This is a genomic window from Dielma fastidiosa (genome assembly GCF_003475485.1).
Classification (GTDB): Bacteria; Bacillota_I; Bacilli_A; order Erysipelotrichales; family Erysipelotrichaceae; genus Dielma; species Dielma fastidiosa.
The window spans coordinates 66699-89575 of sequence record NZ_QRQL01000007.1 but is presented as its reverse complement, the minus strand read 5'-3'; the positions used below and the strand labels follow the sequence as shown (position 1 = coordinate 89575).

The window sequence follows — 22877 nt, the reverse complement described above, 5'->3', positions numbered from 1 at the left end:
TTCCTTTTACAGGAAGCTTACTGAAATTTATAATTTCTGATTTTCTTATCGCTTTTCATAAAAAAAAGTGACCCTATACAGAATAAAATCTGTTGGATCACTGTTTTACTTTAAAATTTTAATACTTATCTTTTATTAGCATCATAAACAATCTTTAAGCGGCGGTCCTTACCTTCCCCTTCACTGATTGTTCTGATTCTTGGCATATTAGCAAGATATGTATGAATTGCTTTACGCTCATCATTTGGCATTGGATCTAAAACTGCATCAACCTTTGTTTTCTGCACTGTCTTGGCAATTCGCAATGCAGCGGAACATTCCTTGACATATTTATTTTCCTTATAGCCATTAATATCTGTTAATACCATAACCTTCTTTTTAAATTCACTAGATGCCGCAGCCTTCACAACGGTATTGATATCCTGCAGTGTCTGACCATTTTTACCAATCAGAATTGCATTGTTTTCAGCATTTAACTGTACCTTATACTGATAATCATCCTTAACGCATTCTACTTCAACTTCCATATGAATACCCTTGAAATAGTTATCAAGATAATTAATGATGAACTGACGAATATCATTGTCGCAGTATGCACTGACCGTTACCTTGCTGCCTATACCGAAAATACCCGCTTTTTCTTCAACCACTGTGTAAGTAAGTTCATCAACCGTACAGCCCTTTTTATCAGCCGCGATTTTTAAAGCTTCCTCTAGATTCTTTCCTGTATAAGTATCCATGTTTTTTACTCCTAGTCCTTAATAAAGAACGTATTAATTACGATATTTTGAATAATTCTCGCTACTGATGAAACTAACCAGTAGAATGACATACCCAATGGCCATGACAATGAGATAAATGCGATCATACCAACAGATACATAAGTCATCATATTCATTGAACCAGCCATACCGCCGGCAGGCTGTTCATTCGCATAAGCCTTAATCTTCTTACCTGATTTCTTTTTCTTCCATTCTGCCAGCCACATTGGGAATTTCATACTCAAGAACTGCATTACAACCATTAATGCAAAGATAACAAAATAAGAAATCTGTCCAGCTTTCATACCAGTTAATGGTGTCTGTGTTAAATCAATTCCCATAAAGCTTCCGTTAATAACTGCTTCAGCTCTCATAACTGCCTGATAAACTGCAAGAATAACTGGCAGCTGTACAAGCATAACTAGAATCGAACTGAATGGATTAATTTGATACTTAGAATATAATGCCTGCATTTCCTGAGCCATCATCATCTTAGAGCGCTCATCGGTCTTGCCTTCATATTTCTTTTGAATCTTATTCAGCTCTGGCTGAATCATCTGCATACGCTGTGTCGCAACCTGACTCTTGATTGAGAATGCCGCAATAACAATATTAATTAAGAATGTAACTACGATAATTGCGATACCCGCATCGGTTTTATCACCAATTAAGTTGATAAGCTGTGCAACTGGCCATACAAAGATACCTGTGAACCATCCCTCATCAAAAGATGCCTTCCATGTAGTGCTTAAAGATATAATCTTATCTACTGCTACACGGCCTGTCTCTTTATCAATGTAATTTGAACAGCCTGCTAATAATACTACCAAAAACACACTTAGCAGTATTAGTTTCTTTTTGTCCTTAAAAAATCTTTTCATTTAATTTTCTCCTCGCATTAGTCTTTCTTATATTTTAACTTTTTTAAGCAGCGTTTCCAAGTAGTTTTTATTAGTATTGTAACTTTCTTCGTTAAAATGGGGTCTAACAAGCACTATTGCATCAAAACTGCCGTCAAAATCAAAACATTCCTGAAGCATCATACGCAATTGCCGCTTGACTTTATTGCGCTGGACTGCACCACCAATTTTTTTCCCTACGGATATGCCAACACGGGCATGGGTTTCATTTTTAGGCTTCACATAAAGAGTTAAAGAGGGAGAAGCATAGAAACGTTTAAATTGCAGTATCTTTTGGAATTCTTCATTTTTTCTGATTCTAAACTCTTTCTTCATCGATAACCTCCACTAACACAAAAAAATCACCGGACGGTGATTTTTTATGCCGATAACACTTTTCTGCCTTTGCTACGACGGCGAGCTAATACGTTACGCCCTCCTACCGTTGCCATACGGGCTCTGAAACCGTGGGTTTTTTGGTGTTTTCTTTTGCTCGGTTGATATGTTCTTTTCATAGAGCCACCTCCACTTCTTTATTTAATTTTTACAAATAGAACATTGCTATTTGATTATACACTACCATATAAATTCCGTCAACTTAATTCTTTAAAAGCAAGGTGTTTATGAGGAAAAAACACACCATAAGTTATAAAAATTTCCATAAATTTTCATATTTGATGTCCATAAAGATAACTCAATATCATAATTTTTTATAAATCACTATAAGTCACCATTTCAATATTTTGCTTTGCCAGCCATGCTTTTACTTCAGGATTGCATGCCATTTCTACCTCTAAGGTTCTAGGTATGGTTAAGGATGAGGTTTTAAGAATATACGCATCTAAATAACCAGGATGACAAATAAGTACATCGCAGGCATCTTCATGAGCATTCAATACCATCTTTTTTAATGTCTTTATAGGATCATACTCAGGCAGCATACTTTCCATCCACATATAAACCTTATGGCGGCCAACTAAATGCGGTTCAGCTTCTGATGGCATCCCTGAATATTTTAAATCATACTTAGCAGCAACTATTTTAAGTCCCTTTATAAAATTATCACTGGATACCGCATGACCTTCAAAATATTGTGGTTTTCTTCCTGTCAGCTTTATAAATTGATGATATTGAGCTTCTATTTCTATGATTACTTCATCAAGATTAACAAAATCCTCCTTGGCGCTGCGATATTCTCTTGATGATTTAAATTCACCATTTTCATTTGTAATACTCGGTATCAATTTAGGATCACTCAGCGGCTTGCCAATGCAGATATTCGTATGCTGACCATAACATACATCAATATCCGCTAACAGCTTTAGACCTTGTTCAGCTGCCGGCATATTCGTCATTATTCCCACTGACTTAATAATTCCTTCGCGTACACTTTTCGCAATGCCATAATTAATGCCTTCACTGTATCCGAGATCATCAGCTCTTATTAATATCTTTTTCATTTTTTATCCTGTCTCCCCTATAAATGTCATTCTATAACTTTTAATAGTTGGTTTACCCTATCAAATCTTATACATTGATCAGACATTCGCTTGCAGTATTTCTTAAATTTATATACTTGATATTTTATCATGCATATTACTATTCATTAACTACCGGATTATTTTTATCATAGCCTACAAAATATGTCACAACGGCCGCTGTCAAAAATGAAATTGCACAGCTGATAACACCATGTACCATATTGATCGTTGGTCCACCGGCAAAGGCTGTCAGACCAATAAAACTAGCTACCGGCACCATTGCATAACATGTAACATGCATAATACCGGCATATAAACCACCAGCAAAGCCACCGGCTATCAAACCAATGAATGGCCGTTTAAACTTTATACCATTGCCATATAAGCCAGGTTCAGTAACACCGCCGATGATTGATGCAATAAAATAACCAAGCGTTAATGATTTCTCATCCTTGTCTTTAATTCTAAAGAAGGAACCAATCAGCATTCCAGCAACCGCAATTGACGCGATGCAGCCACCTACTGAAACTAAACTTTCTTGACCCGCCTGTGCAAATACCATAACCAGAGAAGTAATGAAAACGACATGCATACCGCTCATCACTAAGAATTCCCAGAATGCGGCAATCAAAGCAACCGCAAGGAATCCCACATATGGAATCTTATCTAAGCCTAAAAGGAAATCACAAATATAATTACCTGCGATAGATCCAATAGGACCTAACACACATAAGCTGATTGGCAGCATAACAATAATACTTAAAAATGGTACAAAAATGGTTTTAAGTGACTGAGGAAGCATGCTTTTAAAGAACGCTTCAACATAGCTCATCACCCAAATAGATAAAATAATTGGCAGCAGTGTCGAGGCATAGTTTTGTACGTTGCAGGTAATTCCAAATATAGTAAATGAAGTACCGGCCGCCGCCATGGAGGTGAAGGTTGGATGCATCATGATACAACCTAAGAACATGCCGATTACCGGTGTAACATTGAATTTCTTAGAAGCTGTATAACCTAATACTATCGGAAAGAAATAAAAACCAGCATCACCGACAAAAGTGAACAAAGTATATAAATCATCTGTTTCACTGAGAATATTCAGCATTGTCGGACCAAGGACAGCAACTAACATTTTAAACATCGAGGCTGCCATCATCAAAGGAATCAACGGCACAATACAGCCAGCCAAAGCCTCCATTATATTGCTGCCAACACCTTTTAAAGTCAATTTTTGTTTTACTTTTGGTTCATCATCAATAACCTTATTCATTTCAAAATGTCCAAGTTCACAGACTTCTTTATATACATGTTCAACGGTCTGTCCGATAATTACCTGAAACTGACCACTGGAAAATTGACAACCCAGCACACCTTCAATCTTTTTAATATTCTCTTGATTCACCTTACTTTGATCCTTTAAATTAAAACGCAGTCTAGTCATACAATGCGCTACAAAAGTAACATTTTCTTTACCGCCAATCTCATTCAATATTTCACTGGCTATTTGTTCATATTTTTTCATAATTTGCTCCTTTTTCATAAAAATACCCTTAACTCAAAAACCACATGATTTTCATGTAATTTCTGCGCTAAGGGTGATGCTCTATCGGTGACAATCCGCTCTTGCACATAATCGATTAATATGTAACATTAAATATAATAATTCTTCATCATTTAACGTCCAATTCATTTCATTCATTAAATAGTCCTTAATATTCAGAACACATTCATAGGTTTTAGGATATTGATCTTTAACATATACAAACATTGTTCTGTTTTCACTGGATATACTGTCCGCTTTATCCTGTCGTTTCAACAAATACAATAAATGAGAAACAAATCTTGAATAATTGAAACTATTTCTATCAATATGAATTTGAAAATATGCGCCAATCATTTCAATAATTTCCTCAATTACTTCATCGCTGTTTGGCATTTGACGTGAAATAGATGAAATTGTTTCTGCATTAACAAAATGCATTGCGATATTACAGGCTTCACCTTTAGGTAATTTAACTTTCATTGACTGCTGGATCATTTTTACCGCTGTCTCACCTAAATTAAACTCCGTTTCATATAAGTGCTGAATATCATTATACAAAGGTGTTTGAATATGAATGTTCTTTTTAATTCGTTCAATTGCAAAATTGATATGATCAGCAAGTGTAAAAACCACATTAGGACTTAATTCTGATTCAATCTTAAGACGGGCAATATCAACAATTCTGGCAGCTACCTCCAAAACCTCAACGGATATTTCATTCAGCAAATTATAATACATCGGATCGACATCATAAAATGTTCGCTGAATAGTATCGAGATTTTCAATTTCATAAGGACACTGTTTAAATCCTATACCGGTACCTACCGCGATTAACTCCCGATGATGATCATCAATACATAATGCGATATTGTTATTTATTTTCTTCATAACCTTCATCGGACATCACCTTCCCTTTTTCTGAAGTTCCATCAACAGAATTTCTATGTTCATCCCTTCTTTCTTAATTTTATCATAAAAATTTTTTCAGAAACAAATAAAAACTCTTCAAGCTGTACTTCACCCAAGATATTTGTTTCTTGATGGTGATGCCTCCCGAAGAGTGACAATCCTTTATTACTTTTTCATTCTAGCAAACGCTTACATCAATGTCAATAGCGGTTTTGATGGGATTTAGCAATATTATCACAGAAAATGCATGATTAATGTATTTAATGTAAGGCAGTATTGCATGATCCTTTCATAGCTTAAATTAGAAGCAGAAAAAGCTGGCATCAACTTTTCCACCGTCCTCCAAGCAGCGCTGAATATAAATTAAAAATAACAGGAAAATAATTAGATAGTAGAGCGGCAGTGTTGCTGTCATTTTTTGAATGAAACAATGAAGGACAGCTACCGCGATATTATGCTGTTATTTGACTGGCTGCATGAACAATTCCGCATAACATGAATCAATTCTCTGATAAATACTGCGATTTTCTGTCTTTTTTTGATCAAATTTATGCATGTTTTCCACCTTTTGCGCAAAGTTTCCACAATCTTACTTAAAATGACACATTAAAAGGGGATAAAGTATTTTTACACAACTGTGGAAAACCTTTATCAATAGTTTTACACATGCTTATCCGCAATCAAATTCACCATGTTTTCAACCGTATGTGGAAAACGTTGATATCAACACTAAACACTTATATAATAGGCTTTTTTGATGTTGATAACTTATGGAAAAGAAATCTGAAGGCATAAAGTTATCCACGTTTTCCACAATTTACTTTATCCACAAAAGTTTATCAACAGCTTTTCCACATCATAAAGTTGTGGAAAACTTAATAAATGCCAATGCTTAACAGCTATTTGAAGTTTTTCCTGTGGAAAACTTTTTTCGGCCCGATTTAACAATAGTATTTTAAGTTGAATTATAGTAAAATTGTCTATAAATAAAGGGGTTATGCTAATGTCTACGTATGTTAAGAACAACTTAAATTCAATATGGAACCAAACATTAACACTCATTAAAGAAAGCAATTATTTTGATTCAGCTACTTTTAACGCGTTTATTGTTAATTCCACACTCTATGATATAATTGATGATTTAGCGATTATTTTAGTCCCATCAGTCATCAATAAACAAGTTTTTATAAGTGTTGAATGTTTGTCATTTGTTCAGCAAAAACTAAGCGAAGTCATGGATCAAACCATGCAGTGCGAAGTAAGATTAAAAAAAGATATCGATGCTGCTAACGCGAATCAGCCGGCACCTAAAAAAGAGGTCATTCTTGAGGATAAGCTGCTTGATAAATATACCTTTGATAACTTCATTGTTGGTCAAAGCAACCGGGAAAGTCATGCTGCCGCTTTATCATGCGCCATGACACCCGGAAAATTTTTCAATCCATTATTTATATTCGGTAATTCCGGTCTAGGTAAAACACATCTGCTGCATGCGATCGGTAATTATGTAAAACAAAATCAGCCGGATAAAAAAGTATTATATATTTACAGTGAAGATTTTATAACGCTGGTCGTTAACTCTATCAAAGATAAAACGATTGAAGAAGTAAAAGAAGCAATCTGTAATGTGGATTATCTGTTAATTGATGATATTCAGCGGCTTGCGCAATGGGGCCGCAGTCAGGAAATCTTCTTTAATCTTTACAATAAGCTGATCAGTAATGATAAACAGGTAATTATCACCAGTGATATTCATCCATCTGAGCTTAAAGGAATTGAAACACGCTTAATTTCACGCTTTTCTTCTGGTTTATCAGTAGGCATTGACTCACCGGAGTTTGAAACAGCCTATGCTATTCTTGAAAAGAAGCTGGAGGGCAGGCAGGAAGAGGTGCTGGTACAAAGAGAAGTGCTTGAATACATAGCCAATCGTTTTTCTGCTGATGTAAGAAGTCTTGAAGGAGCTTTAAATAACCTTATTTTTAAAGCCATCCTCTTTAATCCTGAAATTATCGATTTAAAATTTGCGGTTGAAGTGTTTAAAGAAAATCCAGCTGTTGTAAATCAGGATGATACATTGTCGGTAATGAGGATTAAAAAGGCTGTTTGTGAATTTTATGGACTTACCCGCCAACAAATCGAATCAAAATCAAGAACCAAGAGTATATCTAACGCCCGTCATATTGCTATTTATTTATGCCGTAAGCATATGGATCTGCCATTCTCTAAAATCGGTGCTGAATTCGGCGGCCGAGATCATTCTACAATCATGTCTTCCTATGATAAGATGACAAAATCGATCAAACAGAATGATATGACGGCTCAGGCGGTAGGCAAGATTGAAAGCAAGCTTGGTATTTCTTAACTTTTTCCACGATTATAAACTATCATTCCACATCAAAATTTGATAAAATATAACCATTCATTAGGATATTTTAGGGTTTTCCACTTTTCCACATCCTAATAGTAGTAGTAATAGTATTAAAAAAAAGAAAATAAACAACTGTTTCAAAGGAGGAATCATCATGTATTTCAAAGTGTCAAAATCAGTTTTCTATAACGCGCTGTCAACAGTATCAAGAGCCATCTCTTCTTTTTCACCGCTGCCGGCTTTCTCAGGAATTAAGATTGAAGCTAAGCTGGATCATCTTGTGCTTACTGGCAGTGATTCAGATATTTCTATCCAAACAACAATCCACAGTGATAACGAAGAAACATTACAGATCAACGATACTGGCTCAATTGTTATTGAAGCTAAATATATTTTGGAAATTGTCCGCAAGATTGATTCTGATGAATTAGAACTTGAAATCTTAGACGGTACTCAAACTAAGATTAGCGGCAAAACGGCAGAGTTTAAAATCAACGGTATGAATTCCATGGATTATCCAATGATTGACTTTATCAGACCCGCAAACAATTTCACAATCAATTCAGATATTTTAAAAGAAATTATTTCACAAACATCTTTCGCAACCAGTACCAGTGAAACAAGACCCGCTTTAACCGGTGTTAATTTCTTCTGTGAAGGTCATACGATGCGCTGTGTTGGAACTGACAGTTATCGTCTTGCTAAGAAGGTTGTGGAGATTGAAAAGGAGTTAACTTTTAACATCACGATTCCATCACGCAATCTGAATGAGGTATCTAAAACGTTAGAAGCAGATGAAGAAATCACAGTTGCTATTTCCGATAAGAAAGCTCAGTTCATCTTAAAAAATACGGTTATTCAAACGCGTCTGATCGACGGGGTGTTCCCGGATATTTCCAGATTGATTCCGCTTGCTTTTGATTATGAACTGGAAATTGATACAGCAGAGATATTAGGTGCGATTGACCGTGCGTCTTTCATCAAGAGTGATGGTGTTTCAGTAATTAAACTGTCATTAGATGAAAAAGCTTGTATCCTTTCTTCACGTTCTCAAGAGGTAGGGTCATCAACGGAAAATCTCAGCAATGCGGTATTTAAAGGTGAGCATTTAGATATTTCATTCAATGGCCGTTATGTATTTGAAGCTTTAAAGGCAATTCGTCAAGGCAAGATTCGCTTTAGCTTCTGCGGAGAAATGAAGCCATTTGTAATTCAGCCGATTGAAGATGATTCAATCCTTCAGCTGGTATTGCCAGTCAGAACATACGCTTAAAATATTTAGTAAAATTTATAAAAAAATTAAGAGGGATTTTTTATCCTTCTTTTGCTTTTTTAGGTTAAAAAGAGTTGAGAAAATCCCCAAAAACACATGAAAATGTGGTATAATGTTTAAGATAGGTGAAAGAGGTTTTTTCTATGGAAATTAAAATAAATACAGAATTTATAACCTTAGCTCAAATGCTTAAAATGGCAGATATCGTACAGTCCGGCGGTGAAGCTAAATATGCTGTTAAGGAACTGGATATCAAAGTAAATGATGAGTTAGAAAATCGCCGCGGCAGAAAGCTCTATCCAGGTGACAGAGTGATTGTCAACGGTGAGCATTATACGATTGTTTGATGATTCTGACCAAGCTGCGTTTAAGAAATTTCAGAAATTATGATGACTGTATTTTTCATTTCCAAAAAGGAATTAACTGTATTTTAGGGAAGAATGCACAGGGGAAAACAAATCTGCTGGAAAGTATATATTATCTTTCAACTACACGTTCTCATCGCAGCAGTGATGACAGTGATTTAATCAGAAAAGATGCTGATTATTTCGGGATCGATGCGGTACTTGAGAAGAAAGAGCAGAAAGAAGAATTGCGCGTGAGTGTTTCAGCTTCTGGTAAAAATCTTTATATTTACCGTAATCCGGTTCATCGTGTTTCAGATTTTATCGGTGAATGCAATGCGGTAATGTTTTGCCCGGATGATATGATTTTATTTAATGCTCAGCCAAAAATTAGAAGAAGATTTATGGATATTGAGCTAGGTAAGCTTTCAAAAAGTTATATGTCTAAGCTAAACGATTATTCAAAACTTTTGAAGGAACGTAATGCTGTCTTAAAAAGAGAGCAATTCAGTGAAGAGTATATGAGCGTTTTAAATGAACGCATGGCCGAGCTGCAGGTTATCATACTGCGTCAGCGTGTGAAGTTTATGAGTGATCTGCTTAAAATCAGCGAAGGCTTTTATCATGAGCTTTCAGGTGATGAAACACAGCTTGAACTGAAATATATGAGCTGTGTTGATCCTGCGTTAAGTGAGGATGAAATGCGGCAGGGATTCATGGCGAAATACCAGGAAGCTTATGAACGCGACCGTTTTATGAAAACGACTGCTTATGGCATACATAAAGATGATTTTACGATTTTGATTAATGGCAAGGATGCTGCTGATTATGCTTCGCAGGGACAGAAAAGAACAATTCTGCTGGCAATGAAGATTGGGATTGTGCTGATGATCAACACGATTAAAAATGATACGCCGATCTTGCTGCTGGATGATGTATTCAGTGAATTGGATCAGTACCGGCGCAGCAAGCTGTTGGATTTATTACCCAAAGAAATTCAGATTTTTATTTCCGCTACGGATCTGATGAATTCGCTGAATGATCGAATGGTTAATTTCTATACGATCGAAAATGGGAAACTGAAGAACTAGGCAAGGAGGAACTAGCATGGAAGAAAAGCATGAGCATTTTGATTTAGAAGATAAGGTAGAGCATTCTTATACCGCTGATGATATTCAGGTTCTTGAGGGCTTGGAAGCTGTTCGTAAAAGACCGGGTATGTATATTGGTTCAACCTCTGAAAAGGGTCTGCATCATCTGGTATGGGAAATCGTTGATAACTCAATTGATGAAGCACTGGCTGGTTATGCTACTGATATCCATGTGCGTGTTACGAAGGATGATATTGTTGAAGTTGAAGATAATGGCCGTGGTATGCCGGTGGGTATTAATACCAAGAGCGGATTTTCAGCGGTTGAAACAATCTTTACAATCCTGCATGCCGGCGGTAAATTCGGCGGCGGCGCGTATAAAGTTTCAGGCGGTCTGCATGGTGTAGGTGCCAGTGTCGTTAACGCTTTAAGTAAATGGCTGGAAGTTACCGTTTATCAGGACAGCAAAGTATATTTTCTGCGCTTTGAAGATGGCGGAAAAGCTGTCGGTGAGTTAACATGCATCGGTGACTGTGATCCTGATAAGCATGGAACCTTGGTTCGTTTTGCGGCTGATCCAGAGATTTTTACGGAAACCACCCATTATGATTTTGAAGTCTTAAATAAACGTATCCGTCAGCTGGCTTTCCTGAATAAGAATATTAAGCTGACTTTCAAATATGATGAGCTGGATAAATATGTAGAGTATTTATATTCCGGCGGTATAAAAGAATATGTGGCTTATTTGAACAAGAATAAAGAAGTTGTGCATGATGAAATCGTTTATGTGGAAGGCGCTGAAGATGGCGTTATTGCGGAAGTTGCAATGCAGTACAATGACGGTTATGTGCCAAATATTTATTCGTTCTGTAATAATATCAATACGATTGAGGGCGGTACTCATGAAGAAGGTTTCCGCCTGGCTTTAACCCGTGTTATTAATAACTATGGGCGTGATAATAACTTAATTAAAAAAGATGAAACATTGTCTGGTGATGATGTTCGTGAAGGTTTGACTGCGATTATTTCAGTGAAGCATCCAGATCCACAGTATGAAGGACAGACAAAGACAAAGCTTGGTAATTCAGAAGTTAGAAAAATTGTTTCAAGTGTATTTGGTGATCAGCTTGAGCGTTTCTTCCTTGAAAATCCAAACGTAGCAAAGATGATTCTTGATAAATGTATTTTAGCAAGCAAGGCACGTTTAGCTGCGAAAAAAGCCCGTGAATTGACACGCCGTAAGAGCGCACTGGAAATTTCAAGTCTGCCTGGCAAGCTGGCTGACTGCTCAAGCAAAGACGCAAGTGAATGCGAAATCTATATTGTCGAGGGTGATTCAGCCGGCGGCAGTGCTAAGCAGGGAAGAAATAGTAAATATCAGGCTATTTTGCCACTGCGAGGTAAGATATTAAACGTTGAAAAGGCTCGTCTGCAGCGTATTTTTGAAAATAATGAAATACGTTCAATGATTACGGCTTTCGGCTGCGGTATTGGTGAAGAAATGGATGTCAGCAAGCTTCGTTATCATAAAATTATGATCATGACCGATGCCGATGTCGATGGCGCGCATATCCGTGCTTTGATGCTGACTTTCTTCTATCGTTATTTAAGACCTATTATTGAAGGCGGATATGTATATATTGCTCAGCCGCCGCTGTATAAGCTGCAGAAGGGCAACCGCATCGAATATGCTTATTCTGATGATCAAATGGAAAAAATTAAAGCGGATATGGGAGATAAATTCAATATCCAGCGTTACAAAGGTTTAGGTGAAATGAATCCGGAACAGTTGTGGGAAACGACAATGGACCCGGCAAACCGCACATTGATTCAGGTTAAAATAGAAGATGCAATGGAAGCCGATCAGGTATTTGAAATGCTGATGGGTGATGAAGTTGAGCCGCGTCGTAATTTCATTACTGACAACGCAATTTATGTTAAGAATCTTGATATCTAGGAGGGATACACATGGATATAAATAATGATAAACTCATTTATAGAGAAATATCGGATGAAATGCGTACTTCTTTCTTAGATTACGCGATGTCTGTTATTGTTGCCCGTGCATTACCAGATGTACGAGATGGTTTGAAGCCTGTACACCGCCGTATCCTGCATTCAATGAATGAATTAGGAATTGTGGCGGATAAACCTTATAAGAAATCAGCGAGAATCGTCGGTGACGTTATCGGTAAGTATCATCCGCATGGCGATACCGCAGTATATGACGCAATGGTACGTATGAGTCAGGATTTCTCATATCGTTATGAATTAGTTCAAGGGCATGGTAACTTTGGTTCGATTGATGGTGACGGCGCGGCGGCGATGCGTTATACAGAAGCCCGTATGTCTAAGATTTCAATGGAATTGCTGAAGGATATTCAAAAAGATACCGTTGATTTTATGGATAACTATGATGGTGAGGAAAAAGAACCAGTTGTTCTGCCAGCTCGTTTTCCTAATCTGATTGTAAATGGAGCCGTGGGTATTGCGGTTGGTATGGCTACCAATATCCCGCCGCATAATCTGCGTGAAGCTATCAACGCGACATTAGCAATTATGGACAATCCGGATATTACAACGATGGAGCTAATGGAAAATTATATCTACGGACCTGATTTTCCTACCGGTGGTATTATTTTAGGCCGTTCAGGTATTAAACAGGCTTTTGAAACAGGCCGCGGCAGCATCGTAACTCGATCACGTGTCAATGTTGAAGAAATGGATAATGGCAAGAAACGATTAATCGTTACTGAAATTCCATATCAGGTTAATAAGGCTAATCTTGTTGAAAAGATTGCATCATTAGTCAGAGAGAAAATTATCGAGGGAATTACCGATTTACGCGATGAATCAAATCGTGAAGGTATCCGTATCGTTATTGAATTAAGAAAAGATGTTCAGGCTGATGTGCTGCTGAACCAGTTATATCGAATGACTTCACTGCAGACATCATTTGGCGTTAATTTATTGGCATTAGTTGATGGTGCGCCAAAGCTTTTGGGTGTTAAAGAAGCACTTCAGTGTTACGTGGAACATCAGATCGATGTTACTGAGCGCAGAACTCGTTTTGAATTAAGAAAAGCCGAAGACCGCGCACATATTTTAGAAGGTTTAAAAATTGCTTTGGATCATATTGATGCGATTATAGCGTTGATCCGCGGATCAAGAGATAATGCGGAAGCATTGAATGGTTTGATGAGTCAATTTAATCTCAGTGAAATTCAGGCTAAAGCAATTCTGGAAATGCAGTTAAGAAGATTAACTGGTTTGGAAAGAGATAAGATTGAAAGTGAATATGACTCATTAATGAAAGTAATCACAGATTTAAAGGATATTCTTGCAAATCATTCCCGTGTACTTGAAATCATCAGAAATGAATTGACAGAAGTTCGGGATAAATACGGTGATGACCGCCGTACTGAAATCAGTGATGCTGATTTTGATATGCAGGATGAGGATTTAATACCTGTTGAAGATATTGTTATTACGATGACAACCAATGGTTATATCAAGCGTCTGCCTATCGATACATATCGTACACAGAATCGTGGCGGTAAGGGTGTGAAGGGCATGGCAGTTAATGAAGATGATGTAGTAGACTTCCTGCTGACAATGTCAACTCATGACAATTTACTGCTATTCTCTAATTTTGGTAAGGTTTATCGCATTAAGGGCTATCAGGTTCCTTTATCAAGCCGTACTTCTAAGGGAATGCCTATCGTTAACCTGCTTGAACTTGAAAAAGAAGAAAAGATTAAAGCAATGATTGCAGTTAAGAAAGACAGTGGTTCTGCTAATTATGTTTTTGCTACGAAGAACGGATTAGTTAAGAAAACAGCAACTTCAGAATTCACAAATATCATGAAGAAAGGTAAGATCGCTATTGTTCTGAATGAAAATGATGAATTAATCGGTGTGAAGGAAACTACGGGTGATGATGAAATTCTGATTGCTGCATCAAATGGTAAGGTTGCACGTTTCCATGAATCAGACATTCGACCAATGGGCCGTAAATCAATCGGTGTTAAGGGTATGAATGTTGATGGTGGTTATGTTGTAGGTTTGGCAACATCTAAAGAAGGATCACATATTCTTTCTGTCACTGAAAAGGGATACGGCAAGAAAACACCAATTGCCGATTATCGTATGTCTAAGCGAGGTGCTAAGGGGGTTCTGACAATTAATGTTTCAGAAGCAACCGGCAATTTGATTTGCATTCATACTGTAAATGGTGATGAAGACGCGATGATTGTCACAAATGAAGGTATTATCATTCGCTTAAGCTTAGAGAATGTCGCATCTTATGGCAGAAATACTAAGGGCGTTAGATTAATCAATTTATCCGACAGTGATGCAGTGGTTTCTAAAGTAACTATCGTTGAGAAAGAAGAAGCTGAAGAAATTACAGAAACAGAGGAAAATGCTGAGAATATCGTTGAAAATACAGCTGAAATAATTGACAATGATAACGAAGCATGATTAAATTATTAAGAATTAGAAAGCGATGATTGAGAGAAGTAAATGTCTTAAGCTTTCAGAGAGATAACGGTTGGTGTGAGTTATCAGTGGCAGGCATTGAAATCAGCTCATGAGTGAATCGGTGAAATTAGTATCCGATTACGGCAGCACCGTTATAGCTTAGAGATGACAAAAGGGAAGTTTACTTTTGTCAAGAAGGGTGGCAACACGAGGTATCGTCCCTTTAAACGATACCTCTTTTTTATTATCAAGGAGGACATTAAAATGATTGATATTAAATTGATAAGAGAAAATCCTGATTTAGTAAGAGAAAATATCCGTAAGAAATTTCAGGATTCAAAACTTCCTTTAGTAGATGAAGTTATCGCATTGGATATTGAGAACCGTAATACTAAAAAGGAAGCTGAAACTTTAAGAGCCGAAAAGAATAAGGTGTCAAAGTCTATTGGTGCTTTAATGGCTCAAGGTAAAAAAGAAGAAGCTGAAGCAATGAAGAAGAAGGTCAGCGAACAAGCAGACCGTCTGAAAGCATTGGAAGAAAAAGAAGTTGAACTTGGTGAAAAAGTTAAGAAGATCATGATGACGATACCTAATATCATTGATCCTAGTGTTCCTATTGGTAAGGATGACAGTGAAAATGTGGAAGTTCAAAGATATGGTGAACCAGTTGTTCCTGATTTTGAGATTCCTTATCACACAGAAATTATGGAAGCTTTTGATGGTATTGATTTGGACAGTGCTAGAAAAGTAGCCGGTAATGGTTTCTACTATTTAATGGGCGATATTGCGCGTCTTCACTCAGCAGTTATCTCTTATGCCCGTGATTTTATGATAAACCGTGGTTTCACATATTGCGTGCCGCCGTTTATGATTAGAAGTAATGTTGTGACTGGCGTAATGAGCTTTGCGGAAATGGATGCGATGATGTATAAAATTGAAGGCGAGGATTTGTATCTGATCGGTACAAGTGAGCATTCAATGATTGGTAAATTCATTGATACAATTCTTGAAGAAAAAGAGCTGCCAAAGACTTTAACGAGCTATTCACCTTGCTTCCGTAAGGAAAAAGGGGCGCATGGTCTTGAAGAACGCGGCGTATACAGAATTCATCAATTTGAAAAGCAGGAAATGATTGTTGTATGTAAGCCTGAAGAAAGTGCTATGTGGTATGATAAATTATGGCAGAATACCGTTGATCTGTTCAGATCATTAGATATCCCAGTGCGCACATTGGAATGCTGTTCTGGTGATTTAGCTGATTTAAAAGTTAAATCTGTGGATGTAGAAGCATGGTCACCACGCCAGAAGAAGTATTTCGAGGTAGGCAGCTGTTCCAATTTAGGTGACGCACAGGCTCGTCGTCTGCAAATTCGTGTTAGTGGTGATAACGGCAAATATTTTGCTCATACATTAAATAATACGGTAGTTGCACCTCCGCGTATGCTGATTGCATTCCTTGAGAATAACTTAAACGCTGATGGATCAGTGAACATTCCTGAAGCTTTACAACCTTATATGGGTGGTATGAAGAAGATAGAAAAGAAAAAATAATGTTTCACGTGAAACATATGGGAGTGATTTGATTCACTCCTTTTCTTTTGCATAGTTAATTCAATTGGACGTTATATGTCGATGATATTATTATATTGATTGCCATTCGTATAATACTGAATTATTAAGAAAAGCTCTTATGAAGTGTCTGCGTATACTATTTTATGGAATTTGACTAAAATAATCATGAAGCACTTGAAAGAATCACAATTGTTTAGTATAATAATATAGCTATCACAATGGAATCTACTGAACCTGGTCAGGTCGGGAACGAAGCAGCCATAAGGGAGCTCTTTCATGTGTGGTAGCTTTTATTATATCCGAATCGAGGGATGATATGGACGAAAAGTATATGAAGGCTGCTATCAAGGAAGCAATGAAGGCAGAAAGTATCGATGAAGTACCTATCGGTGCTGTTATCGTACTGGAAGACAAAATCATTGCCCGCGCACATAATCTAAGAGAAACTAAACAGGATTCATTAGCCCATGCGGAAATATTAGCTATACAGAAGGCCTGCAAGAAGCTTGGCACATGGCGGCTTGAAAATTGTACTTTATATGTAACCTTAGAACCATGTCCTATGTGTTCGGGTGCTATTCTGCAATCAAGAATCAAGCGTGTTGTTTATGGTGCTGCTGATCCAAAGGGCGGATGTATTGAAAGCTGCATGCAGATGTATGAAATCAAAGGTTTTAATCATTATCCAGAAGTAACGAAGGGTATATTAAAAGAAGAATGTTCTGAATTATTAAAAAAATTCTTTAAACGCAAAAGAGAAGAGAAAAAACAGAGAAACAATTAAATGTTTCTTTTTTATTTGGTATGTTATTTCTCAGTGCGATGGAAATCATTTTCTAGCGATATTCTGCTATTAATAAACGCTTATTTTTGATATAATAAAAAGGCAGGAAAGCAGGTGTTTTATGGCATATAAAGCATTATATCGTACATATCGGCCCACTAACTTTGATGAAGTTGCTGGTCAGCAGCATATCGTTAAAACGCTGCAAAATGCTGTTAGACAGAATAAAATAGCACATGCTTATTTGTTTTGCGGCCCAAGAGGTACAGGTAAAACAACAATAGCTAAGATATTCGCTAAAGCAATCAATTGTGAAGCTGATGATAACAAGCCTTGTTTAAAATGCAGCAACTGTCTTGCTGTTCAAGACGGCAGTCATCCCGATGTTATTGAAATTGACGCTGCCAGTAATAATGGTGTTGATGAAGTACGTGAATTAATAGAGAAAGTTAAATATGCGCCTTTAAAGGGTAAATATAAAGTTTATATCATAGATGAGGTACATATGATGTCAGCAGGTGCTTTTAATGCGCTGCTGAAAACAATTGAGGAACCGCCTGAGCATGTAATCTTTATATTTGCTACTACTGAGCCGCAGAAGGTGCTGCCAACAATTATTTCTCGATGCCAAAGATATGATTTTACTAAAGTATCGATAAATGATATGAAGCAGCGATTGATTACAGTGCTGAATTATGAAAATATAAAATACGATGATGAAGCCATTCGTCTTATCTGCCAATTAGCTGACGGCGGGGTGAGAGATGCGTTTAGTATCTTAGATCAGGTTATTGCCTATGCTCAAGATGAGGTACAGGTACATCATGTCAATGAAATTTATGGAATCATGACCGTTAAAGAAAAAATAGAACTTCTGCAAATGGTTGGTGATAAGGATGCATTGAATTTGATGAATAAGGTATCAGCTCTTATTGAAAAGGGGATTGATATTAAACGCTGTACAATGGATTTGATTGATATTCTGAAAGAAACTGTAATTCATGACTATACTCAGGACAGCGGTATGCTGAAAATACTGGCAGATGATGAAATTCATAGTGCTAAGATAAATAAGTCTACAAAAGAACGATTGAAAATGATAGAATATCTTATGGACGCGTATGATAAATACCGTTTCGCTGCCAATGTAGGATCTTACTTTGAAGTATGCTTACTGAATATGATTGAACCAGAAGTACAAACTACTCTTCAGACGCCAATAAAATCAGAGGAGAGAAAAAATGTTTCACGTGAAACATTAAAACCTGTTCAAACAATTCCAGAGCCTGAAGCGTTCTATATGCCTGAACCAGAATTTATGGACATGCCGCAGGAAATTGTGGTTGAAAGAAAAGCAAAACCAACGGTCGTTCGAGAAGCTAAAAGTGCAAAGCCATTAAAAGATGAAATGATTCTTCGTTTACTGGTTGGCGCAAATAAAGCTTTTAAACAGGCAGATTCAGATAAAATGAAAGCTCTTGATGATTATTATCATGATCCAGCTTGGGCTAAAGAAGCAAATCTGCTTCGCGGCAGTAAAATTGTGGCCAGTGGGGAGCAGTATGTAATACTCTCTGTGGACAATCAGGCAATTGCTAATCAGATTAATGAATTAGATAGTGATAATAAATTCTTAAGTTTCATGAACTTGGTTTTATCAAAATCTAAAAAGGTATTTGCCATTACAGCTACTCATCAGAGTGACGTGATTAAAGAATTTGTCAGACGTCAGAAAAACGGTACTTTACCAGAACCAATGAGTTTTGAGATAGAAGAAGAAAAAAAAACTGAAAAGAGTGATCGAGAGATCGTAACAGATTTATTTGGTGAAGAAAATTTAATTATTAAGGAGGACTAATCAAATGAATATTCAAAGTTTATTAAAACAGGCACAAAAAATGCAGGCTGAAATCGGAAAAGCTGAAAAAGCACTTAAAGAAAGAAAATACTGCGCATTAGTTAATAATGGTGTTGTACAAGTAGAATGCAATGGAGCATATGAAGTAACAAAGGTTGAAATCGATGAAACATTGCTGACTGCTGAGAATAAAGAACTTCTTGAAGATATGATTCTTATGGGTGTTAATGAAGCAGTTAAGAAAGCTGTATCTGAAAGAGAAGAAGTAATGAACCAATTAACAGGCGGAGTTAAATTACCGGGAGCATTCTAATGTATCCAGCAATATTTGAAGCCTTAGTTAATAACTTCAGAAAACTGCCAGGTGTTGGATTGAAAACAGCAGAAAGATATGCGTTTGAATGTTTAAAATGGAATCAAGAAGATACTGATGATTTTATTAAAAATATAACTAATGCTAAAAATCAGCTGAGGCCCTGTGTGGTATGCGGTAATTTGGCTGAACATGATAAATGTGATATTTGCTCAGATGGACAGCGCGATCAAACAATTATTTGTGTTGTAGAGACCATTAAGGATGTAGTCGCAATGGAAAAAACGCAGGAATATCATGGTGTCTATCATGTACTAAATGGTGTGATTTCTACATCAAAGGGCATAATGCCGGATGATCTGAATATAAATTCACTCATTGAGCGTATCAATGAGGATACAAAAGAAATTATTATTGCCACCAATCCTACCGTAGAGGGTGAAACAACAGCACTTTATCTATCGAAATTATTAGAAAAGAAAGCTGTAACTGTAACTCGAATTGCGCATGGATTGCCAATGGGCGGACATCTTGATTATGCAGATGAACTCACATTAATAAAGGCTATTGAAGGAAGAAAACAAATTGGACAGTAAAACTGTCCTTTCTTTTTGACTATAATTCTTATATAATTATTGTAGGTGAGGCGAGTGAAAAATAAAAAAGGTTTTACATTAATTGAACTAATTGTTGTAATAGCAATTTTAGGTATATTAGCATTATTCTTAGTGCCATCGTTTTTAGGTTATACTAAAGATGCACAAAAAGCAACTTGTGAAGCCAATAGACATATTATAGAACGCTCCTATACTTTCTATAAAGCAAAGAGTGCTAAGGAGATAAAATTGAGTGAATATATTGAAAGTGATGACGGAAAAGAATATCAGGGCAGTAAATGTCCAGCAGGCGGTGTTTATACATATGATGATGCTAACGGCAAAGTAATATGCAGCATTCATGGAGAAGATGAAGATAAAAACGAGGAAACGGGTGAAGAATCTGGCGATGGTGATAAGTCCGAAGATTCAGACCCAGAAGAATCAACAACTCCTAAAATTCCTGGAACTGAGTTAGATGTTAATTATGAAAACGTAATATCAGTTGTGAAAGGGGAAGAAATAAAAAAAACACTTCAACCAGGAACTATCGTAGAAATGAAAGATAGAGATGGCAAAGTTATAAGTTATTATATTGTCAAGAATCCAACTTGGATTGATAATATGAATGGTTCAATATACGGATTATTAGAATTAACAAATGAAAAGGCGGTTGTTATTGATGGTATTGGGAAAGAAGCTATAGAAAAAACTTTGGGAACTAATATAAAAGAAGGTCAGAAAATCTATTATGATGGTAAATATTATATTAATAGACAAAATACAGGAGATACACAAGTTCCGGGAACACCGGGTTCATATTATTGGTTAGAAATTAAGTAAGTAGGTGAAAGTATGGCGTCAATCGTTCATGTAACTGATAAAGATATGATAGAATTTCATCGTCTGAATGGCAATGATTCATTCAATTTTTGGCGCGCTGGATCTAAAATGAAATTCACTGATTTCAAAGTCGGTGATACACTTTTCTTTCTCGCAAAGGGAAGTGAGCGCAAAAGAGAAAAGGGCATCATTGGATATGGAAAATGCCGGCAAATCACTTCATGCAGTTTCAATACCATGTGGAGAAAATTTGGTACCTTGAACGGTTATCTGAATAAAAAGAGCTGTGCGGAAGCAATCATCAAAGTGAATAAAGATAAAAAAATGCCAGAAAAAATGACATGTATCTTATTGAAAGAAGTCGCATTCTTCAACAGTCCGGTATATCTGAGCGAATTCAATGCTAAGCTTTCTAACAAGCTTGAAAGCTATACTTATATAGATAAGGGAAACCAATGCTTGTCTGAAAAAATAATTATGAAAGCAATGAGTTTTGGTGTTGATTTATGGACAAGTAAATTGAATGAAGAAGAATTTAAAATTAAATTATATCAAGATGCGATTCGTCAGTCATGTGGTTTTATTTATCAGAAAATTAAGCTGAATGAGACAAAAATGCTTAAACAATTAATGAGAAAGTACAACGAAGCTAAAACTGGCGAATTTATTAACGGCAGCCAAGCTGATTCTCTTGAATGGGGCAAAGATACAATTATTAATGTACCTATGTTGGTTAATGATTTTAATAAAATACAGACTACAATTGGCCATATTACGTTATTCAGAAAGATGCTGACAGATATCAATCCGGAATATGAAAAAATTATTTTCAGAGTCTTAACGCAGAATATCCAGCCGGATATCGAAACTCAGCTTACTTCTCTTAATATTGAATATAAAAAGCTGTCCGATTAGGACAGCAGCTGGTAAAGCAATACAACTTGTAAAACAAATATCACTGGAAAGCCTATCAAAAACTTAGGCTTTCTATTTTTATGATGGAAGACAATCATGGCCAATATTGAACCTAAACTGCCGCCGATAATGGCAAGAATAAATAAGGTTTTCTCAGGAATTCGCTGTTTATGTTGTATAGCACATCGTTTATCCCATCCCATGACAAAGAAGGCGGCTATATTCATCAACAAACAATAAATTAAAAATATTTTCATAATTGACTCATTGCCCGCGCAATCTTTGACGGACAGTTCTCTTCGTAATGCAGCCCGGCAGCCGCAAGAATCTTATTAAATGTCTCAATCCCATTATGATCAGCGGTTAATTCATATTCTATTTCATAATCAGTAATGCCATTATATTCATTAATATCAAAACATAATTCCGCAATGCCAGTATCAACTACAGCCCGAGTAGTTTTTAAATTAGTTATCATAACGATTTCATCATGAATACCCAATTCATTCAAAAGCTTTTTAATTGATGGTTCATCAAAAACCTTGATAGAATTCTCATTCACAAAACATTCATGCTCCAAATGTCCGTCAGGATCAGGTGTCTTTAAAGTGAATAAGAATTTATTCTCTTTCTCACGGATACGCATTGCACATTTTAATTGCCGCAGCTGCATATCTTTAGTATCGTAGTATGTATTGCATTGCGGAATGAATGTTTTATTAGGGTATAATGCCGATAAGCACTCAAATTGTTCTTTTGTGACTAATAGCTTATATTCTGTTTCTAAATGATTAATCATAGAATCACCTCAAAAGGTATGATACAATAGGTAAATAGAA

Annotated in this window: 22 protein-coding genes, 1 other RNA gene and 1 other annotated feature; of the genes, 14 read left to right on the top strand and 9 right to left on the bottom strand. The window is 36.4% G+C overall.

Translation table 11 applies throughout. The features are described 5' to 3' along the window. Positions 1-125: 125 nt before the first annotated feature. The 7 genes from DWZ33_RS13445 to DWZ33_RS13415 all read right to left on the bottom strand — a co-directional run bounded on the left by DWZ33_RS13445 (position 126) and on the right by DWZ33_RS13415 (position 5584). Entirely contained in the window at positions 126-740 is a 615-nt protein-coding gene (locus DWZ33_RS13445) for a R3H domain-containing nucleic acid-binding protein (protein ID WP_022939379.1), read from the bottom strand. Between the two features lie 11 nt (positions 741-751). Beyond that, a complete protein-coding gene (locus DWZ33_RS13440) occupies positions 752-1642 on the bottom strand; it encodes a YidC/Oxa1 family membrane protein insertase (RefSeq protein WP_022939380.1) in 891 nt (296 codons plus the stop codon). 27 nt (positions 1643-1669) lie between these two features. Then, complete coding sequence (gene rnpA / locus DWZ33_RS13435; protein WP_022939381.1) at positions 1670-1996, bottom strand: ribonuclease P protein component; 327 nt, start codon at positions 1994-1996, stop codon at positions 1670-1672. Positions 1997-2040: 44 nt separating this feature from the next. Beyond that, entirely contained in the window at positions 2041-2175 is a 135-nt protein-coding gene (gene rpmH, locus DWZ33_RS13430; protein WP_022939382.1) for a 50S ribosomal protein L34, read from the bottom strand. A 195-nt stretch (positions 2176-2370) separates the two neighbouring features. Beyond that, positions 2371-3120 (bottom strand): ChbG/HpnK family deacetylase, encoded by a 750-nt coding sequence (locus tag DWZ33_RS13425; RefSeq protein ID WP_118455206.1) that lies wholly within the window; start codon positions 3118-3120, stop codon positions 2371-2373. A 139-nt stretch (positions 3121-3259) separates the two neighbouring features. Beyond that, positions 3260-4666 (bottom strand): PTS transporter subunit EIIC, encoded by a 1407-nt coding sequence (locus DWZ33_RS13420; protein ID WP_220452441.1) that lies wholly within the window; start codon positions 4664-4666, stop codon positions 3260-3262. A gap of 81 nt (positions 4667-4747) precedes the next feature. Next, complete coding sequence (locus DWZ33_RS13415; RefSeq protein ID WP_118455202.1) at positions 4748-5584, bottom strand: PRD domain-containing protein; 837 nt, start codon at positions 5582-5584, stop codon at positions 4748-4750. A gap of 1015 nt (positions 5585-6599) precedes the next feature. Here DWZ33_RS13415 and dnaA point away from each other — a divergent pair. The 14 genes from dnaA to DWZ33_RS13345 all read left to right on the top strand — a co-directional run bounded on the left by dnaA (position 6600) and on the right by DWZ33_RS13345 (position 22038). Further along, a complete protein-coding gene (gene dnaA / locus DWZ33_RS13410; protein WP_118455200.1) occupies positions 6600-7961 on the top strand; it encodes a chromosomal replication initiator protein DnaA in 1362 nt (453 codons plus the stop codon). Between the two features lie 160 nt (positions 7962-8121). Continuing rightward, positions 8122-9240 (top strand): DNA polymerase III subunit beta, encoded by a 1119-nt coding sequence (gene dnaN / locus DWZ33_RS13405; RefSeq protein WP_022939388.1) that lies wholly within the window; start codon positions 8122-8124, stop codon positions 9238-9240. 143 nt (positions 9241-9383) lie between these two features. Next, positions 9384-9587 (top strand): S4 domain-containing protein YaaA, encoded by a 204-nt coding sequence (gene yaaA / locus DWZ33_RS13400; RefSeq protein ID WP_022939389.1) that lies wholly within the window; start codon positions 9384-9386, stop codon positions 9585-9587. Continuing rightward, entirely contained in the window at positions 9587-10675 is a 1089-nt protein-coding gene (recF, locus tag DWZ33_RS13395; protein WP_118455198.1) for a DNA replication/repair protein RecF, read from the top strand. The genes yaaA and recF overlap by 1 nt, the downstream gene beginning before the upstream one ends. 16 nt (positions 10676-10691) lie before the next feature. After that, complete coding sequence (gene gyrB, locus DWZ33_RS13390) at positions 10692-12632, top strand: DNA topoisomerase (ATP-hydrolyzing) subunit B (protein ID WP_022939391.1); 1941 nt, start codon at positions 10692-10694, stop codon at positions 12630-12632. Positions 12633-12643: 11 nt separating this feature from the next. Continuing rightward, positions 12644-15157 (top strand): DNA gyrase subunit A, encoded by a 2514-nt coding sequence (gene gyrA, locus DWZ33_RS13385; RefSeq protein WP_118455196.1) that lies wholly within the window; start codon positions 12644-12646, stop codon positions 15155-15157. Positions 15158-15173: 16 nt separating this feature from the next. After that, positions 15174-15383 (top strand) — a binding site (T-box leader). 38 nt (positions 15384-15421) lie between these two features. After that, entirely contained in the window at positions 15422-16708 is a 1287-nt protein-coding gene (gene serS, locus DWZ33_RS13380; RefSeq protein ID WP_118455194.1) for a serine--tRNA ligase, read from the top strand. Between the two features lie 226 nt (positions 16709-16934). Next, an RNA gene (gene ffs, locus DWZ33_RS13375) (signal recognition particle sRNA small type) lies at positions 16935-17024 on the top strand. A gap of 21 nt (positions 17025-17045) precedes the next feature. Then, the gene (gene tadA, locus DWZ33_RS13370; protein ID WP_118455192.1) at positions 17046-17513 is read left to right on the top strand and encodes a tRNA adenosine(34) deaminase TadA; all 468 of its coding nucleotides are present in this window, start codon (positions 17046-17048) and stop codon (positions 17511-17513) included. A 121-nt stretch (positions 17514-17634) separates the two neighbouring features. Continuing rightward, on the top strand, positions 17635-19371 hold the full coding sequence (gene dnaX, locus DWZ33_RS13365) for a DNA polymerase III subunit gamma/tau (RefSeq protein WP_118455190.1): 1737 nt from the start codon (positions 17635-17637) through the stop codon (positions 19369-19371). A 4-nt stretch (positions 19372-19375) separates the two neighbouring features. Further along, positions 19376-19684 (top strand): YbaB/EbfC family nucleoid-associated protein, encoded by a 309-nt coding sequence (locus DWZ33_RS13360; protein WP_022939396.1) that lies wholly within the window; start codon positions 19376-19378, stop codon positions 19682-19684. Next, positions 19684-20280 carry a recombination mediator RecR gene (gene recR, locus DWZ33_RS13355; RefSeq protein WP_022939397.1) on the top strand — a complete coding sequence of 199 codons (597 nt, stop codon included), beginning with the start codon at positions 19684-19686 and terminating at the stop codon, positions 20278-20280. Before DWZ33_RS13360 ends, recR begins: the two co-directional genes overlap by 1 nt. 54 nt (positions 20281-20334) lie before the next feature. Next, positions 20335-21123, top strand: a complete 789-nt coding sequence (locus tag DWZ33_RS18440; protein WP_118455188.1) for a competence type IV pilus major pilin ComGC — start codon at positions 20335-20337, stop codon at positions 21121-21123. Positions 21124-21135: 12 nt separating this feature from the next. Further along, the gene (locus DWZ33_RS13345; RefSeq protein ID WP_118455186.1) at positions 21136-22038 is read left to right on the top strand and encodes a hypothetical protein; all 903 of its coding nucleotides are present in this window, start codon (positions 21136-21138) and stop codon (positions 22036-22038) included. Here DWZ33_RS13345 and DWZ33_RS13340 read toward each other — a convergent pair. Both DWZ33_RS13340 and DWZ33_RS13335 read right to left on the bottom strand, forming a co-directional pair. Next, on the bottom strand, positions 22035-22295 hold the full coding sequence (locus tag DWZ33_RS13340; RefSeq protein ID WP_118455184.1) for a DUF1294 domain-containing protein: 261 nt from the start codon (positions 22293-22295) through the stop codon (positions 22035-22037). The genes DWZ33_RS13345 and DWZ33_RS13340 overlap by 4 nt on opposite strands. Next, positions 22292-22837, bottom strand: coding sequence for a CYTH domain-containing protein (locus tag DWZ33_RS13335; RefSeq protein ID WP_118455182.1), 546 nt, complete (start codon positions 22835-22837; stop codon positions 22292-22294). The genes DWZ33_RS13340 and DWZ33_RS13335 overlap by 4 nt, the downstream gene beginning before the upstream one ends. Between the last annotated feature and the right edge of the window lie 40 nt (positions 22838-22877).